The organism is Pseudomonas sp. Marseille-Q0931 (assembly GCF_940789645.1).
Classification (GTDB): Bacteria; Pseudomonadota; Gammaproteobacteria; order Pseudomonadales; family Pseudomonadaceae; genus Aquipseudomonas.
Window position 1 is genome coordinate 203782 of the sequence record NZ_CALNWT010000007.1, and the last position, 16335, is coordinate 220116.

Annotated in this window: 17 protein-coding genes; 6 read left to right on the forward strand and 11 right to left on the reverse strand. The window is 65.4% G+C overall.

Annotation, left to right across the window (positions count from 1 at the left end):
* Positions 1-792, forward strand: coding sequence for an AraC family transcriptional regulator (locus tag P3C50_RS13480; RefSeq protein ID WP_275546393.1), 792 nt, complete (start codon positions 1-3; stop codon positions 790-792).
* Positions 793-941: 149 nt separating this feature from the next.
* Here the strand turns inward: P3C50_RS13480 and P3C50_RS13485 are convergent, their stop codons facing one another.
* The 4 genes from P3C50_RS13485 to prlC are packed head-to-tail and all read right to left on the reverse strand — an operon-like array spanning position 942 to position 5150.
* On the reverse strand, positions 942-2006 hold the full coding sequence (locus P3C50_RS13485; protein WP_275546394.1) for a hypothetical protein: 1065 nt from the start codon (positions 2004-2006) through the stop codon (positions 942-944).
* Positions 2007-2037: 31 nt separating this feature from the next.
* The gene (locus P3C50_RS13490) at positions 2038-2814 is read right to left on the reverse strand and encodes a DUF1835 domain-containing protein (protein ID WP_275546395.1); all 777 of its coding nucleotides are present in this window, start codon (positions 2812-2814) and stop codon (positions 2038-2040) included.
* A gap of 3 nt (positions 2815-2817) precedes the next feature.
* Complete coding sequence (locus tag P3C50_RS13495) at positions 2818-3105, reverse strand: YheV family putative zinc ribbon protein (protein ID WP_275546396.1); 288 nt, start codon at positions 3103-3105, stop codon at positions 2818-2820.
* Positions 3102-5150: an oligopeptidase A gene (prlC, locus tag P3C50_RS13500; protein ID WP_275546397.1), complete on the reverse strand. Its 2049-nt coding sequence runs from the start codon at positions 5148-5150 to the stop codon at positions 3102-3104. Before prlC ends, P3C50_RS13495 begins: the two co-directional genes overlap by 4 nt.
* Positions 5151-5271: 121 nt before the next feature.
* Between prlC and P3C50_RS13505 the strand changes: the two genes are divergently transcribed.
* The 4 genes from P3C50_RS13505 (at position 5272) to P3C50_RS13520 (ending at position 8136) form a co-directional block, all read left to right on the forward strand.
* Positions 5272-5814, forward strand: a complete 543-nt coding sequence (locus tag P3C50_RS13505; RefSeq protein ID WP_197858857.1) for a gamma carbonic anhydrase family protein — start codon at positions 5272-5274, stop codon at positions 5812-5814.
* A complete protein-coding gene (locus tag P3C50_RS13510) occupies positions 5811-6311 on the forward strand; it encodes a GNAT family N-acetyltransferase (protein WP_197858856.1) in 501 nt (166 codons plus the stop codon). Before P3C50_RS13505 ends, P3C50_RS13510 begins: the two co-directional genes overlap by 4 nt.
* Before the next feature lie 145 nt (positions 6312-6456).
* Positions 6457-7428 (forward strand): hypothetical protein, encoded by a 972-nt coding sequence (locus P3C50_RS13515; RefSeq protein WP_275546398.1) that lies wholly within the window; start codon positions 6457-6459, stop codon positions 7426-7428.
* Between the two features lie 60 nt (positions 7429-7488).
* Complete coding sequence (locus P3C50_RS13520; RefSeq protein ID WP_197858854.1) at positions 7489-8136, forward strand: HAD family hydrolase; 648 nt, start codon at positions 7489-7491, stop codon at positions 8134-8136.
* A gap of 210 nt (positions 8137-8346) precedes the next feature.
* Here the strand turns inward: P3C50_RS13520 and P3C50_RS13525 are convergent, their stop codons facing one another.
* Both P3C50_RS13525 and P3C50_RS13530 read right to left on the reverse strand, forming a co-directional pair.
* The gene (locus tag P3C50_RS13525) at positions 8347-8577 is read right to left on the reverse strand and encodes a DUF1161 domain-containing protein (RefSeq protein ID WP_197858853.1); all 231 of its coding nucleotides are present in this window, start codon (positions 8575-8577) and stop codon (positions 8347-8349) included.
* Between the two features lie 63 nt (positions 8578-8640).
* Positions 8641-9702 (reverse strand): aminopeptidase, encoded by a 1062-nt coding sequence (locus tag P3C50_RS13530; protein ID WP_197858852.1) that lies wholly within the window; start codon positions 9700-9702, stop codon positions 8641-8643.
* Between the two features lie 104 nt (positions 9703-9806).
* On the opposite strand from P3C50_RS13530, the gene P3C50_RS13535 reads away from it, so the two are divergent.
* On the forward strand, positions 9807-10226 hold the full coding sequence (locus P3C50_RS13535) for a hypothetical protein (protein ID WP_197858851.1): 420 nt from the start codon (positions 9807-9809) through the stop codon (positions 10224-10226).
* 55 nt (positions 10227-10281) lie between these two features.
* Here P3C50_RS13535 and P3C50_RS13540 read toward each other — a convergent pair whose 3' ends face one another.
* The 5 genes from P3C50_RS13540 to P3C50_RS13560 all read right to left on the reverse strand — a co-directional run bounded on the left by P3C50_RS13540 (position 10282) and on the right by P3C50_RS13560 (position 16201).
* Positions 10282-10707 carry an OsmC family protein gene (locus P3C50_RS13540; protein WP_197858850.1) on the reverse strand — a complete coding sequence of 142 codons (426 nt, stop codon included), beginning with the start codon at positions 10705-10707 and terminating at the stop codon, positions 10282-10284.
* Between the two features lie 83 nt (positions 10708-10790).
* Positions 10791-11792, reverse strand: coding sequence for an LLM class flavin-dependent oxidoreductase (locus P3C50_RS13545; protein WP_197858849.1), 1002 nt, complete (start codon positions 11790-11792; stop codon positions 10791-10793).
* A gap of 114 nt (positions 11793-11906) precedes the next feature.
* Entirely contained in the window at positions 11907-13502 is a 1596-nt protein-coding gene (locus P3C50_RS13550; RefSeq protein WP_275546399.1) for a PAS domain-containing methyl-accepting chemotaxis protein, read from the reverse strand.
* Positions 13499-15739 (reverse strand): putative bifunctional diguanylate cyclase/phosphodiesterase, encoded by a 2241-nt coding sequence (locus tag P3C50_RS13555; RefSeq protein ID WP_275546400.1) that lies wholly within the window; start codon positions 15737-15739, stop codon positions 13499-13501. Before P3C50_RS13555 ends, P3C50_RS13550 begins: the two co-directional genes overlap by 4 nt.
* Before the next feature lie 144 nt (positions 15740-15883).
* A complete protein-coding gene (locus tag P3C50_RS13560) occupies positions 15884-16201 on the reverse strand; it encodes a hypothetical protein (protein WP_275546401.1) in 318 nt (105 codons plus the stop codon).
* Positions 16202-16335: the final 134 nt, after the last annotated feature.

Genomic DNA, 16335 nt, shown 5'->3' on the forward strand with positions numbered 1-16335 from the left:
GTGTCGCCAAACAGACATCCAGCCGCCTTCTATCGCAATCTCCCCGAGCTGCCGAGCCTGCCACGGCCGCTGTATGGCCGGGTCGAATCGCTGACCAACCGGGCGCTGACCTTTCGCCATACGCACCCCTGGGTGCAGCTGTCCTATGCCATCGCCGGGGTGCTCGAAGTGCAGACCGCCGGCGCCCGTTTCGTCGCCCCGCCGCAACGCGCGGTATGGGTGCCGGCCGGCGTCGAGCACCGCGTGTTCAGCTCGCCGCGCACCGAAATGCGTAGCCTGTACATCGACGGCAACGCCGTGCCCTGGGGGCCGGATGCCTGCCGGGTGCTGGCGGTCAGCCCGCTGCTGCGCGAGTTGATCCGCCGCTTCAGCGACCTGCCGGCCGAGTACGACGAGCAAGGCGCACCGGGCAGGCTGGCGTCGGTGTTGCTCGATGAACTCCAGGCAGCGCCGGAAGTGGCGTTGGTGTTGCCGCTGCCGCAGGACGCGCGGCTGCGCGAGGTATGCCAGGGGCTTGAAGATGCCAACCTGCGCCAGCTTGGCCTGGGCGAATGGGCCGAGCGCCTGGGCGTCTCGGAGAAGACCCTGAGCCGACTGTTCCTGCGCGAAACCGGTCTGAGTTTCCGCGGCTGGCGCCAGCGTCAGCGCCTGCTCGATGCCTTGACCCCGCTGGAGCAGGGCGAGCGTGTCACCGATGTGGCGCTGGCCTGCGGTTACGATTCGCTATCGGCCTTTATCGCCGCTTTTCGCCGACAGTTCGGCGCGACACCGGGGGAATTCTTTCGCGAGTAGCCTTTGCTCTCAGTGTGATCGAGCGCTGCGCGCTTCGCGGACAAGTCCGCTCCCACGGATCAGCCACCGCCCCCCTGTGGGAGCGGACTTGTCCGCGAAGCTTTCCAGTTATGGGCAGCCAGTGGTGAGGACGAAACGCGTGGCCGGTTTCAGTCAAGAACCACCGGCAGCGCCTTGCCGCCTTCCTGCTGCCAGGTGCCGATCAGCGAGCCGTCTGGTTGCAAGTGCAGTTCGAAAATGGCGGGGTTGTCGCCGCCTTCGTGCAGGCGAACCTGGTCAGCGCTAACGGTTTGCCGGCTCAGCTCGATCTGCCGGGCGTAGCGGTCGTAAAAGTAGCTGCTGGAGGCATAGACGTTGCCTTCGAGCACCAGGCTGATCGCGTAGCGGCCAGCGATCTTGCCGTGGTAGGCGCCACCAGCGCGCAGATCGGCGGGGCGCTGGCAGTCGCTGCGCTGTTCCAGCAGCAGGCAACGGCCGTAGGGGCTGAAGTCTTCGGCCAGTTGCGTATAGGGAATGCTGTTGCGGTACTCACCCAGGTCGTCCAGGGCGCGCACGACATGGGCCGCGCAGCCTTCGGCGACCAGGGTGAGGGCATCGCGGCGCAGTTCCACGCGGTCGTACTGCAGGTCGCCACTGCTGCGACGGGGCAGGCATTCCTGGTACATCTCGCGTTGGGTTTCGAGGCGCTCGTCATGCTCGTCCGGCTCTGCCGTGGCGTCATCCGGCGGTGGCAATTCGGCGAGAAACGCCTCGATGCGCTTGCCGCGCTCGCGCCCTACGTGTTCGCGCAGCCGTTGCAGGCCGGCCTCGGTGAAAAGCTGTTCGAGACCGATGGGGCGGCCGCTGGCCAGATCGAACGAGTAAGCGAAGGCCCCCATGCTGGTGTAGGCGCCGGTGTACTCGCCGGTCACACTCAGCGACAGATAGCCCGGCCCCTGGCCATCGATCATGTAATCGATGCTGTTGGTGCCCCAGATCTCACCGTCCTTGGGCCAGATGCGTTCGAACGGCGAGCGCTCGAAGCGTCCCGGCAGGCCTTTGAGCACGACCGCATGCAGGTAGGTATTGATACGGGCGATGGCAGGGCTGTCGCCCTTGAACAGCGGGAAACGGTAGGTTTCCCACTCGCTGCGCTTGGCGTGCAGATCGTCGATACGCAGTTCGGCGCTCACCGGCATCACGGTAGCGAGCATCAATAGGGGTAGGTAACGCATCCTGTCCTCCCTGGACATGCAACAAGCCGGATCAGGCGCGACGCACCTGCAATCCCTGATAACCGTATTCACCGGGCTCGCCACTGAGCGCCAGCAGGCCGGCGGCCGCCAGTTCACGGACGCGCCAGAACAGAAAGAAATCGGTGGCGAAGAAACCATCGCTGCGCGCCATGACCTCGGCCATCAGCCGCGCCAGCGGTTGTGCCTGTGCGCTGGCGCTATCGAGCAGCGCGGCGTCGATGGTCTGATAGCTTTCGCGTGTGAAGACGCCCGCTTGCCAACGACGGATTGGTGCCTCGTCAGCCAGTACCTCTTGCCACTGTGCAGCCAGTGCGGCCCGGCGCTTGGCATCGACCAAGCGCGGCTTGGCGATTTGCGCCAGCGCCTCGGGGCTGTGCATGGCCACCGCCTTGCGCGTCTGCACACGGCTATCGCCGCTGCCGCAGGGCACTTCCCAGAGTTCGACGCTGCTGCCTTGCAACGCGCTGGCGACGCGCGCCAGCAGCAACTGCTCGCTGCTGCTGTCGCCATGCCAGACGGTGACGGGCCGATCCTGCTCGGCCAGGTCGGCGAGCCAGCGAGCATCCTCGGCCAGGCCTGTGGAAAAGTCTGGCCGCGGTGTCACCGCGGCTGGCCATACTTCGCTCCAGAATATGGCGCGGGCGCTGCACGGCGGGTTGTCCACATCGCCCAGCGGGCCGACGGCGAGGTCGTCACGCAGTACGCGCAGACCGCTCTCGGCGGCAGGCTGGCCGATTACTCGGCTGACGCCGGCCACCGCGTTGTCGCCGCAGACCAGATGCCACATGGCTCAGTCCTTGTCTTTTTTCAGCTTGGGATTGGGGAAGAACTGCACGGCCTGAACATTGGGATCGGCCGCCTTGGGCTTGAGGCCGCTGACGTTGACCCGGGTCGGCAGCTCCTTGGGCACCGAGTTGCCACGGGCGTCCAGGGTGTCGGCGTAGCCGCACTTGACGCATTCGCGGTGCGGCACGCCGTCGACGTTCCACATCTTGATGCTGTCGGTCTCGCTGCATGCCGGGCACACGGCGCCGGCGATAAAGCGTTTCGGCGTGCTGTTCACAGGCGCATCGCTCATGCGGCCTCCTGGCTCAGGCCGAGGTGGCGCAGCAGGGCATCGATGCTCGGCTCACGGCCGCGGAAGTCGACGAACAGCACCATGGGTTCCTGCGAGCCGCCGCGGGCCAGGATGGCTTCGCGGAAGGCGCGACCGGTGTCGGCGTTGAACACGCCTTCTTCCTCGAACTTGGAGAAGGCATCGGCGCTGAGCACCTCGGCCCACTTGTAGCTGTAGTAACCGGCCGCGTAACCACCGGCGAAGATATGCGCGAAGCCGTTGGCGAAGCGGTTGTAGGCCGGCGGGCGCAGCACCGAGACCTCTGCGCGCACGCCTTCGAGCACGTCCAGCACGCTGCGGCCGTCGCCGTGGGTGGCATGCAGCTCGAAGTCGAACAGGGAGAACTCCAGTTGGCGCACCATCATCAGTCCGGACTGGAAGTTCTTCGCCGCCAGCATCTTGTCCAGCATGGCCTGCGGCAGCGCTTCGCCGGTTTCATAGTGGCCGGAGATCAGCGCCAGGCCGTCCGGCTCCCAGCACCAGTTCTCCATGAACTGGCTCGGCAGCTCGACCGCGTCCCAGGCTACGCCGTTGATGCCCGAGGCACCGGCATGCTCGACGCGGGTCAGCAGGTGATGCAGGCCATGGCCGAACTCGTGGAACAGGGTGGTGACCTCGTCGTGGGTCAGCAGCGCCGGCTTGCCGCCGACCGGCGGGGTGAAGTTGCACACCAGGTTGGCCACCGGGGCGATCAGCTGGTCCTGGGCATCGCGGCGCTTGTCGCGGGCGCCGTCCATCCAGGCGCCGCCACGCTTGTTGGCGCGGGCGTAGAGGTCGAAGAAGAAGCGGCCGACGTGCTGACCGTTCTCGCTGATCTCGAACAGGCGCACGTCCGGATGCCAGGTGTCGAAGCCTTTCAGCTCGCGAATCTGAATGCCGTAGAGCTTCTGCACGATGGTGAACAGGCCGCTGAGCACCTTGTCCACCGGGAACCAGGCGCGTACTTCTTCCTGGGAGATGCTGTAGCGCTGCTGGCGCAGCTTCTCGCTGTAGTAGCCGACGTCCCAGCTTTGCAGGTCATTCAGGCCCTGTTCGGCGGCGAAGGCTTTCAGTTCGGCCAGGTCCTGCTCGGCGAAGGGTTTGCTGCGCACCGCCAGGTCGCGGAGGAAGCTCAGCACCTGATCGGTGGACTCGGCCATCTTGCTGGTCAGGCTCAGCTCGCTGTAGTTGGCGAAGCCGAGCAGGCGCGCCATTTCCTGGCGCAGGTCGAGAATCTCGGCCATCAGCGGGCCGTTGTCGTTCTGGCCGGCGTTCGGCCCCTGGTCGGAGGCGCGGGTGCAGTAGGCGGCGTAGACCTCCTCGCGCAGGGCGCGGTCGTAGGCGTAGGTCATCACCGCGTAGTAGCTGGGGAACTCCAGGGTGATCAGCCAGCCGTCCAGGCCCTTGGCCTCGGCAGCCTGCTTCATCTGCGCCTTGGCCGAGTCGGTCAGGCCGCTCAGGCGCGCTTCGTCGGTGATGTGCTTGGTCCAGGCCTGGGTGGCGTCGAGCAGCTGGTTGGAGAATTTGCTGGTCAGCTCGGACAGGCGCATCTGGATCTCACCATAGCGCTTCTGCTGCTCGATCGGCAGGTCGATGCCGGACAGGCGGAAATCGCGCAGGGCGTGTTCGAGGATGGTCTTCTGTGCCACGTCGAAGTCGGCGGCGGCCGGGCTCTTGGCCAGCGCGTCATAGGCGTTGAACAGCGGTTTGTTCTGGCCCATTTCGGTCCAGTATTCCGACAGCTTGGGCAGACAGGCCTCGTAGGCGGCGCGCAGCTCGGGGCTGTTGCACACCGAGTTGAGATGGCTCACCGGGCTCCAGGCGCAGCCCAGGCGTGCGCCCAGTTCGTCCAGCGCCAGCACCAGGCCGTCCCAGCTCGGATTGGCCTGTTGCTGTTCGAGCAGCGTGGCGATGGCCGCGCGACTGTCGGCCAGAATCTGGTCGACGGCAGGCTCGACATGTTCCGGTTTGATCTGCGAGTAGGGCGGCAGGTCGAAGTCTTGCAGCAGGGGATTGTTCGCGGTCACGACGAGGCACCTGTGGCGAATGAAGAGAGGCTGCGCCGGGGAAAATCCCAGGGCGATTGCAGTCGATATGGGGTTCATCTTAATTACAATCAAGCTTTACCGCAGCCCAGGAGCCTCTATCGTGGCGATTCGCAAATACCAGCAACATCTCCCGCAACTGGGCGCGCGCGTCTTCGTCGACGCTTCTGCCGTGGTCATCGGCGATGTCGAGCTGGGCGAGGACAGCTCGGTCTGGCCGATGACCGTGATCCGTGGCGACATGCACCGCATCCGCATCGGTGCGCGCACCAGCGTGCAGGACGGCAGCGTGCTCCATATCACTCACGCCGGGCCGTTCAACCCGGACGGCTATCCGCTGATCATCGGCGACGAAGTGACCGTCGGGCACAAGGTCACTCTGCACGGCTGCACCCTGGGTAGCCGCATCCTGGTAGGCATGGGCAGCATCGTCATGGATGGCGCGGTGGTCGAGGACGAGGTGATCATCGGCGCCGGCTCCCTGGTGCCGCCGGGCAAGCGCCTGGAGAGTGGCTACCTGTACGTCGGCAGCCCGGTGAAACAGGCACGTCCGCTGACCGACAAGGAGCGCAACTTCTTCAGTTACACAGCGGGCAATTACGTGAAGCTCAAGGACCATCATCTGGCCGAGGGTTACGACCAGTGAGTGGCGAACTGATCATCCGCCCCATCGAGGCGGCCGACTTCGACCAGGTCTGGCCAATCATCGAAGGCGTGGTGCAGGCGCAGGAAACCTACGCCTTCGATCCGCAGATGGATCGCGAAACGGCCTGGAAACTCTGGGTGGAACTGCCGCGCGCAACCTTCGTGGCGGAACAGGATGGGCAGATTCTCGGTACCTACTACATCAAGGCCAATGCCGCAGGTCCCGGCGACCATGTGTGCAACTGCGGCTATATGACCGCTCCTGCCGCTCGCGGTCATGGCATCGCCGGCAAGCTCTGCGCCCATTCGCTGGACGTAGCTCGCCAACTGGGCTTCAGCGCCATGCAGTTCAACAGCGTGGTGGCCACCAACACGGTGGCCGTGGCGCTGTGGCAGAAGCACGGTTTCGACATAGTCGGCACCCTGCCCAAGGCCTACCGCCATGCCCGGCATGGGTTGGTGGATTGCTATGTGATGTATCGCAGGTTGCTGGACTGAGAAGCATGCGCCAGCCAGGTGGATAAGTAGCCTTGCCCTGTATCGACTGCAGCACGTAAACGGGCTGTCGCACTTTCTTCTGTCGTCAGGGTCGTTATTCTGCGATTACTTCCCAACGGACTGTGTCGACGACAAGGATCGCCCCATGACCGAAGCCAATCCCTTCGCCCCGGAGCCGCGCGCGCCGACATTGGCTTCACGGCAACTGCCGGTGTTGCCGCTGCATCTGGTTGGCGTGGTGCTGCTGATGAGCCTGATCAGTATCGCGGTCACGCTGGTTGGGTGGCTGATCAATGATGTCGACACCGATGCCATGTTCTGGCTGCGCTACGTCGCCAGCTACTGGATAACCCATCTGCTGATGGCCGGGCTGTGCGTCTACTGGCTGGCCAACACCTACATGGAGCGCCATCGCCTGGCGAGTTACCGGCAGCCGGCAGGGTTGCTGATCGGTTATGGCCTGGCCTACCTGCTGCTGTCCTGGGCGCTGGGTTTTGCCTCTGGGCAACTCTACGCATGGCTGTATCAGCAACTGGACGTCTACGGCGTTGCGCGTCTGCTGTTTGGTCTCGGCTGGTGGGGCGTCGGTTTGCTGATCTTCTGCCTCGAGGCGCTGCTACCGCTCTGGCTGCTGCTGCATCTGTTCCGACCGCAGGCGGAAGTAGGCGCTGACGATTTGCAGGTGCCGGGCACGACACTGGCCTGGTGCTTCGCGCTGGCTGTCGTGGTGGCTTCCCTGCAACTGGCAGGGATGACCACCCAGTTGCTGAGCGGGATGGCCTATGGGTACGAGCTGCAGGGCTGGGAAGGACTGGTCAACCTGGTGAATGCCGGGCTGTTTCTGCTGGTCGCGTTCTTCACTGCGCGTGCAGCACTGCCAGCGCAGGTACGAGGGTTCAATGGCGGACGGCTGGCGGCGGCGGTGGCGATCACCTTGTCATTGTGGATAGGCAGTGCATTGCTTTGCGGCATTGTGCTGCTGGCGCTGCTTTGGCTTGGACTGGGAAACAGCCTCGTATTGATGCTGTTCTTCAGCCTGCTGCAACTGGCGCTGCTGTGGCCATTCACCCGCCTTGGGCTGCGCTGGGGCTATCGTGCGCAAGCCGCTCAGGCGTGAATGCCTGGGCAAAGGCAGGTATCCTTCGCCACCGTTCCAGTTGCGAATAGGCGCTCGCCCATGCATCACTCCACCATCCTCTTCGACCTCGACGGCACCCTCACCGACCCGCGTGAGGGCATCACCCGTTCGGTGCAGTACGCCCTGGCCAAGTTGGGGATCGATGAGCCGGACCTGACCGCGCTGGAGCACTTCATCGGCCCGCCCTTACTGCAGTGCTTCATGGCGACCTATGCGCTGGACGAGGCCATCGGCTGGCAGGCGGTCAATCATTACCGCGAGCGCTTCCGGGTCACCGGTCTCTACGAGAATCGCGTGTTCGAGGGTGTCGAGACGCTGCTCGAAGCACTGGTGGCGCAGGGGCGTACGCTATATATCGCCACCAGCAAACCGACGGTATTCGCCGAGGAGATCGCCCGGCACTTCGGTTTCGATCGCTACTTCAAGCGCATCTATGGCAGCGAGCTGGATGGCACTCGCACTAACAAGGTGGAGCTGCTGGCGCATCTGCTGGAGTCGGAGAAACTGGCGCCCGAGTCGGCGCTGATGATCGGCGACCGCAAGCACGACCTGATCGGCGCGCGCAGCAATGGCCTGCAGGCGGTGGCGGTGGGCTATGGCTTCGGTAGTCGTGAGGAGTTGCTCGGCGAGTCGCCGGCCTTTCATTTCGAGACGCTGGCAGAGATGCACCAGGCGTTCAGTCGCTGATCCGTCCCGCTTATAACTGAACGAATGTCGTAGGTCAGGTCGAAAGATTCGCGGACAAGTCCGCTCCCACAGGTGTGTCGCTGATCTGTGGGAGCGGACTTGTCCGCGAACGGCCCTCCACCTAGCGCAAAGATCATCGCCGGAAGTAGACTCAAGGGCGGAACGGCAGACGACCTCCCGCTGTGCTGCGGGAAGCCGCCTTCGCGGGGATCAGTCGTTGCGCTGATAGATGATCTTCTGGGTGCCGCCATCGCAGCTGCCGACGACCATGTTCTGGTCCTGCACGTCGGCGTTGGGCACGATTTCCAGGGTATAGCTGGGCACGTTGTTGGCCTGGATCTTCGTTTCAATTTCCTGCTTGAGTTCTTCACAGGGCTTGGGCGCGGCCAGCGCGCCGCCAGCCAGGAGCATCAGGGCCAGGGCGGGAATCAGTCGTTGCATCGCTTGTACCTCCAGTGTTGGGCGAAACCTGAGTAGGTTGGACTGGCAATCTGCCCAGCAGTTCTAGTCGTTTTGCAGCAGGCTTTCCAATCGGGCCCGACGATCTGCTTCCGGCAGCCGGCCAAGCTCGGCTACGGCGGCGTAGAAGGCCGTCCAGCTTCGCGCCTCGTGCTCGAACAGGGCCGCGAAGGCCGGCACCCATTGGTCGTAGAGGCCGAAGGGCAGCAGCTTGGCATTGTTCAGCGGGCTTTCGATCCAGGCGTCATAGCGGCCCTGCCCGCCCCATTGGCGTTGGCGCAGGGCGCGGTAGTCGCGACGCAGACGCTCGAATTCGGCCTGCTTGGCGGCGCGCATGGCGTGCTCCGGCAGGTCGCTGGCATAGAGCTGCTGCAGGCGCTCGCGGCTGGCCAGCACCAGCTCGATGAACTGCTGGCGCTGGCGGTCGTCGCTGGCCGGCGGTGTCTCGCCGCGGGCGGCATGCCACTGGCGCAGCCCTTCGCGCTCGACGAAGGTGGCGAAGGACTCGTTGAAGGCGGTGTCCCCCGGCAGGTAGTACTGCTGGTGCGCCAGTTCGTGAAAGATCACCGCGACGAAGCGCTCGTCGCTCCAGCGCAGCATGGTGTTGAGCAGCGGATCGTCGAACCAGCCCAGCGTCGAGTAGGCCTCCACGCCGCCGATGTAGGTATCCAGCCCCTCCTGGCGCAGCAGCGCGGCGGCGCCACGTGCCCGACCCTGTTGGTAGTAGCCGCGGTAGGCGACACAGCCGGCGATGGGAAAGCAGTGCAGCTCGGGTTCGAGAGAAAATTCCGGCGTGGCGAACAGGTTCCACACCACGAAGGGGCGATTAAGGTCGGCGTACAGGCGATAACTGCGATTGTCGGGCAGGTGCAGACTGGCGCTGGCGAAGTCCCGTGCCTGCTGGCTCAGCCTCAGGCGCCTGGCCAGGTCGGGGTCGGTAGCAGGGTCTTCGAGCAGGCGTTCGACCGGTTGGCGCGCGCTCAGCAATTGCAACTGACCCTGGCCGAGATGGGTGTAATAGTCGAGCGTCGAGCAGCCGCCCAGCAGCAGAGCGAGCAGGGGAACCGCGATGCGGCGCAGCAGGTCGATAGGGCAGGCGTTGGGCATGCCGTCACGCTAGCTGATCGCGCAAGTTGTCTCCAGCCCCTTTCGCCTCGGTTTTGCCTGCCTCCCGGTGTAGGCTGGTATCCGGACCCTTATCGGAGGTCGCCATGCGCGCCCTGCTTCTCGCTCCCGCCCTGATGCTGCTCGGGGCCTGCGCTTCACCCCTGCCCACGCCTGACCCGCAGCAGGCCTGGGTCGAGCTGTATTCCACTGCCGATACCCTGCTGATGGCCGACCGCCTGGACGGCAAGCGCTGGCCGGATGGTCGCTATTTTCAGGTGACGCCCGGCCAGCACGAACTGGAGACGCGCTTTCAATTCGAGGTGCGCACCGGTGGGCTTGGCATGCAGAGCGAACCGCTGCGCATGACCTGCGAGATTCGCCTGCGTTATGAGGGGTTCGCGGCGGGCCAGCGTTATCGCATCGAGGCGCGCCAGCAGCTGATGAAGGCGCAGGCCTGGCTCTATGACGAGCAGCGCAACGTGCTCGCACGCGGCGAGGTGTTGCGCTGCGGGACGGCGATCTAACTACACGAAACGCACGCCGCAGCCGACGGATCATCGGCTGCGGCGCGGCATCGCTTCAGTTTTCCAGCACGGCTTCCAGGGTGATCGCCGCATTCAGCACCTTGGACACCGGGCAGCCGGTCTTGGCGGTTTCCACGGCCTTCTCGAAGGCGGTGCGGTCGGCGCCGGGAATCTTCGCGCGCAGCGACAGATGCACCGTGCTGATCTCGAAGCCGCCATCGACCTTGTCCAGGGTCACTTGTGCTTCGGTGTCGATGCTCTCGGCGGTCATCCCGGCTTCGCCCAGCTCCTTGGACAGGGCCATGGAAAAACAGCCGGCGTGGGCGGCACCGATCAGCTCCTCGGGGTTGGTGCCGGGCTTGTCCTCGAAACGGGTGTTGAAGCCGTAAGGGGAGTCCTTGAGCACGCCGCTCTGAGTGGAGATGGTGCCCTTGCCGTCCTTGATGCCGCCCTGCCAGTGGGCCGAAGCTGTCTTCTTCATGTGCGTCTCCCGTTGAATGAAAGGGGCTGCCGGTCTGGCAGCCCGTTCTGATTCAGAGGGCAGTCACGCGCACAAGTTCGCACTTAGCGACGTTGCAGCTCGGCCAGAATGTCGAAGGCGTGCAGGCGGTCGGCGAAGTCGTACATATCGCAGGTGAAGATCAGTTCGTCGGCCTCGGTTTGCTCGAGCAATTGTTCCAGGCGTTGGCGCACGGTCTGTGGCCCGCCGATGGCGGCCAGGCCGAAAAATTCGCTGACGGCCTGGCGCTCATGCGGCAGCCACAGGCTCTCCATACTCGCCACTGGTGCGCGCTGCACCAGGCTCTGGCCGCGGATCAGCGCGAGAATGCGCTGGAACGCCGAGGTGGCCAGATGCTGCGCCTGCTCGTCGCTGTCGGCGGCCAGCAGCGGCACGCCGAGCATCACGTAGGGCTTGTTGAGCACTTCAGACGGGCGGAAATGGTTGCGGTAGATGCGGATCGCCTCGTGCATGTAGCGCGGCGCGAAGTGCGAGGCGAAGGCGTAGGGCAGCCCCTTCATGCCGGCGAGCTGGGCGCTGAACAGGCTGGAGCCGAGCAGCCAGATCGGCACGTTGGTGCCGGTGCCGGGCATGGCGATCACCCGTTGCCCTTCCTGGCGCGGGCCGAGGTAGGCCTGCAGCTCCTCGACGTCCTTGGGAAAGTCGTCGGCGCTGCCGTCGCGACTGCGGCGCAGGGCATGGGCGGTGTACTGGTCGGCACCGGGCGCGCGGCCCAGGCCCAGTTCGATCCGCCCGGGGTAGAGCGTGGCGAGGGTGCCGAACTGTTCGGCGATCACCAGCGGCGCATGGTTGGGCAGCATCACGCCACCGGCGCCGAGGCGGATCTTCGAGGTGCCGGCGGCCAGGTAGCCGAGCAAGACGGATGTGGCGGAGCTGGCGATACCATCCATGTTGTGGTGTTCGGCAACCCAGAAGCGCTCGAAGCCGAGGCTTTCGACGTGTCGGGCCAGTGCCAGTGAATTGTGCAGGGCCTGGGCGGCATCGCCGTCATCGCGGATCGGTGCCAGGTCGAGGGTGGAGAGCTTGATGGAGGCCAGTCGGCTCATGGGGAGTCTCCTCGTTGCATGGCCGGCTACTCTAACCCCATGGGTCGTGGCTCGCACGCCCGGCGCAGGCATAGTCATCATCGACGCGGATAATGGGCTGGTGCGTGCAGCGCTTCAACTCGGGCGACTCTGACGCTGACTCCAGAACTGCTCGGCCAGCAACTGCAGGCGCGCAGCGAGCCTGGCGAGCTGTTCGGCACTGCCGTGGCTGCGGGCGCTGGCTTCGGCGGTGCTCTGACACGCCTGGCGGATGCCATGCAGGTTGCGCTGGATGTCATCGCCAACCGCGCTCTGCTGCTCCACGGCACTGGCGATCTGCAGGTTCATGTCGCTGATCTGGCTGACCCGCTCGCTGATCCCGCTCAGCGCCTCGGCAGCTTGTTGCGCCTGGCCGGCAATGCCCTGAGCGTGCTGCTGGCTATCGGTCATCGCGGCGACGCTGCCGTCGATGGTGCCTTGCAGACCGCCGATGATGGCATCGATTTCGCTGGTGGCCGCCTGGGTGCGCCGGGCCAGCGCGCGCACTTCGTCGGCGACCACGGCGAAACCACGACCGGCGTCGCCGGCGCGGGCCGCCTCGATGGCAGCATTGAGGGCAAGCGGGTTGGTGCGCTCGGCGATGTCGCCGATCACCGTGAGCACCGTGCCGATCTCTCGGCTGCTGTCGGCCAGTTGGCGCACCTGGGCATGGCTGGCCTGCAGCGCCTCGGCGAGAGTGGCGATCTGTCTGCGGGTGTCCTCCACCAGTTGGCGACCATAGCCGGTCTCCTGATCCGCAGCACTGGCCGCGCTGGCGCTGAGCTGGGCGTTGCGCGCCACCTCCTGGACGCTCGCCGCCATTTGTTCCATGGCACTGGCGACCTGCTCGGTTTCCTGGCGCTGTTGCAGGGTGGCGCTGTTGTGATGCTCCACCGCACCGGCCAGTTGCCCGGCCTCACCGCTGAGCTGCCGGGCCGAGTCGGCGATGCGCCCGACCACTGCACCGGCTTCGGCCTGCAGGCTTTGCAGGGCGAAGCCGATGGCGCCGAAGTCATCACGGCGTCCGCTGTAGAGGACCTGGCTCAGCGGGTTGTCGGCATGCCGTCGGGCCATCTCGGCCAGGCCCCGCAGCGGCCGCAGGGTGTGCTGGATGACGCCTCCCAGCGCCAGCCCCAGCAACGCACCGGCGGCCAGTTGCGGCAACAGCGGCAGGCCCAGCGCCAGGCTGGTGAGCAGCGCGCCCACAGGCGGCATTAGCAGGCCGAGCAGCGCCAGGCGCCGGTCCGGCCCCAGCAACGGCCGGCGCAAGGCACTTGGCGTACGGCCTGCGTGTAGTTCGGCATACAGCGCCTCGGCGGCGGCGACTTGCTCTGCGCTGGCCGCGGTGCGCACGGACTGGTACTCGACCACCTGCCCGTCGCGGCGCATCGGTGTGACGTAGGCGCTGACCCAGTAGTGATCGCCATTCTTGCAGCGGTTCTTCACCAGGCCCATCCACGAGCGACCGGCCTTGAGCGTTTGCCACAGGTGGGCGAAGGCGGCGGGCGGCATGTCCGGGTGACGCACGATATTGTGGTTGTAGCCGAGCAGCTCGTCTTCGCTGAAGCCGCTGATGGCGACGAAGTCAGCGTTGACGTAGGTCAGCGCGCCCTTGAGATCGGTCGTGGAGAGGATGTTGGTCTGCGGCGGTACCGGAATCTGGCGGCCGCTCACCGGCAGGTTGCGCTTCATGTCTGCATGCCTTCTGTGTGCAACTGACACCAGAGACCATCGAAACAGTCCTCGCCGCTGAGCAGGCGCTGTAACTCGTGCGGTGCACGCGGCGGGCTGAACCAGTACCCCTGTGCGTAGTGACAACCTTCGCTGCAGAGAAAGTCGAGCTGCGCCTGCTTTTCCACGCCCTCGGCCACCACCGCCAGGCCCAGGCTGTGGCCCAGGCCGATGATCGCCCGGCTGATGGCCAGCGACTCGCTGTCCTGCGGCGCGCCAGCGATGAAGCTCTTGTCCACCTTGATGATGTGCAACGGGAAGCGCTTGAGGTAGCCGAGCGAGGAGTAGCCGGTGCCGAAGTCGTCGAGCGCCAGCTGGATGCCGAGGCTGGCCAGCTCGCGCAGGCAGGCCAGGTTCTGCGCGCTGTCCTCCATCAACTGGCTTTCGGTAATTTCCAGCACCAGGCTCGACGGCGGCAGCCCGCTGTGCCGGAGGATATCGGCGACACGTGCAGCGAAGTCGCTCTGTTGCAACTGGCGGCTGGACAGGTTGACCGAGCAGCGCAAGTGCGGCTGCCCGCCCAACTGCCAGGCGTGTACCTGGCTGCATGCCTGCTGCAGCACCCAGTCACCGACCGCAAGAATCTCGCCGGACTCTTCCAAGCACGGGATGAACTCCAGCGGCGAGATATCACATCCTTGATGTTGCCAGCGCAGCAGGGCTTCCACCCCGATCAACCGTGGCTGGTTGCCGTCCAGCTGGCAGATCGGTTGGTACACCAGGCGCAGCTCACCGCGCGCATTGGCTTGGGCGAGCGCGCTTTGCAGTTCCAGCTGGCGCTGCGCCTGCTGCTGCAGTTCATTGCTGTAGCGGGCGAACTGGGCCTTGCCCGCGCTCTTGGCGCGGTACAGCGCCAGATCGGCCGCCTGCAGCGGGTCGAGTGGCTGGCCGCTCTCCTGCAGCGCAGCGATGCCAATGCTGGCGCTGACCGACAAGGTCTGCTCCGGCAGCCGTAGCGGCAGGTGCAGGCTGTCGAGCATGCGCTGGGCGACCCTTTCGGCGTCGCCCATGCAGGCCAGGTCATCAAGCAGGGCGACGAACTCGTCACCGCCGAAGCGTGCCAGGTGATCGCCCGGGCGCAGGCAGTGGCTGAGGCGTTCTGCCACTTCCACCAGCACCCGGTCGCCGGCCTGGTGACCGAGGCTGTCGTTGATCAGCTTGAAGCGATCGAGGTCGATGAACAGCAGCGCAGCCTCGCGCGCGCCGGGACGCTGGCGGCGCTGCACGGCCTGTTGCAGCAACTCGCTGAGACGGGCGCGGTTGGCCAGGCCGGTGAGCGGATCGTGGCGCGCGGCATGGTGCAATTGCTCCTCGGCGGCGCGGCGCTGGCTGATGTCGCTCTGCGAGCCGGCCATGCGGCGCAGGCCGCTGCTGCAGGTATCGGCGACGCCGCGCACCAGCACCCAGAGGTAGCTGCCGTCGCGGCGGCGGATGCGGTACTCGTGATGGAGGAAGGGCGACAGGCCGCGCAGGTGATTGTCGATGGCCTGGCGCAGGCCGGGCAGGTCGTCACTGTGTACGCGGCTGAACCAGCTCTGGCTGGTCGGCGACAGGCTGTCGCGGTCGAGGTCGAGCATGCGAACCCAGCGCTCGGAGAGGTACAGCTGATCCTGCTCCAGCTGCCATTCCCACAGGCCGTCGTTGGCGCCGCGCATGGCGCGCGCATAGCGCGCTTCGCTGTCCTGCAGCGCCTTGCGCTGGGCGGCGCCATAGCTGTCCAGGGCCAGGCCGATATCGAAGAACACTTTCTTGATCAGGCTGGAGAAACAATCGCTGGCCACCGAGGAGCCGAGCAGTTCGCCGAGTAGACGATCCAGATACAGGCGATAGGCGCCGAGGTACCATTTCAGGTCGACCCCCACGCGCTGGTGGACCCAGCCGATGCGCAGCCGCTCCAGCACGTAGGCTTCATCCAGCGGGCTTTCCCAGAGGCCGCGGTAGTAGTCGGTCTGGCGTTGCTTGAGACGTTCGATCACGGCCCTGTCGCCGAGGATGGCTGCCGGCGCCGGGTAGTCGGCCAGCTCCTGATAGAGGGTATCGACGAAGTTCTGATTGGCGCGTTCGACCCGCTGCGCGCAGCGCGCCAGGCGCTCGTTGTCGGCCTGACGCCAGTCGAGAAAATGCAGGCGCTGCCGCAGCTCCTCCAGATCCGGGGCGATATGTTGGAGCAGGTCCTGGAATTCTTGTTCGTTGCCCATTTCAGCCTCGTACTTTCTTCAGCGCAAAAAAAAGCGCCGCCAGCCGCACTTCCTCGAAGGAAGGCGGCCAACGGCGCTCTGTCTTGCAGGCCCTGTGTCCTGCCCGGCAAAGCCGGTCTCCGCACGGGGCGGAACCTACTGCGGTTAGCTTTTACCGCATTGCCCCAGTGCGGACAACTCTTCACGGAGCTGGCTCAGGCGCTTGCGCAGCTCGGCCAGCTGACTCGACTTGAAAGCGTGCCGGGTGCGCTCCAGAACTTCGATGGCGTCATCGAGGCTGCTTTGCACGTCGCCGAGGCTGCCCGCTGGCAGGGGTTGTAGCCAGCGGCACAGCGGCTGCTGCTGGCAACTGTCGAGGCTATCGATAATGTGGCAGAGAGGCGCCTGGTGGCGCAGCAGATGAGTGACCTGCTGGCTGGACGCCGTGTCCGGCAGGCTGAGCAGCAGGTGAGTGCGGGGCATGATGATCACGCTGTATGGCAACTGGCTAGTAATACTAGAAGGAGGCGGATGGCGATTTATTGATCAGGATCAGTCCGCACCACCGACGCCCTTTTCACACAAGGCGTTACGACCGCCTGGTCATCAGTGCGTGC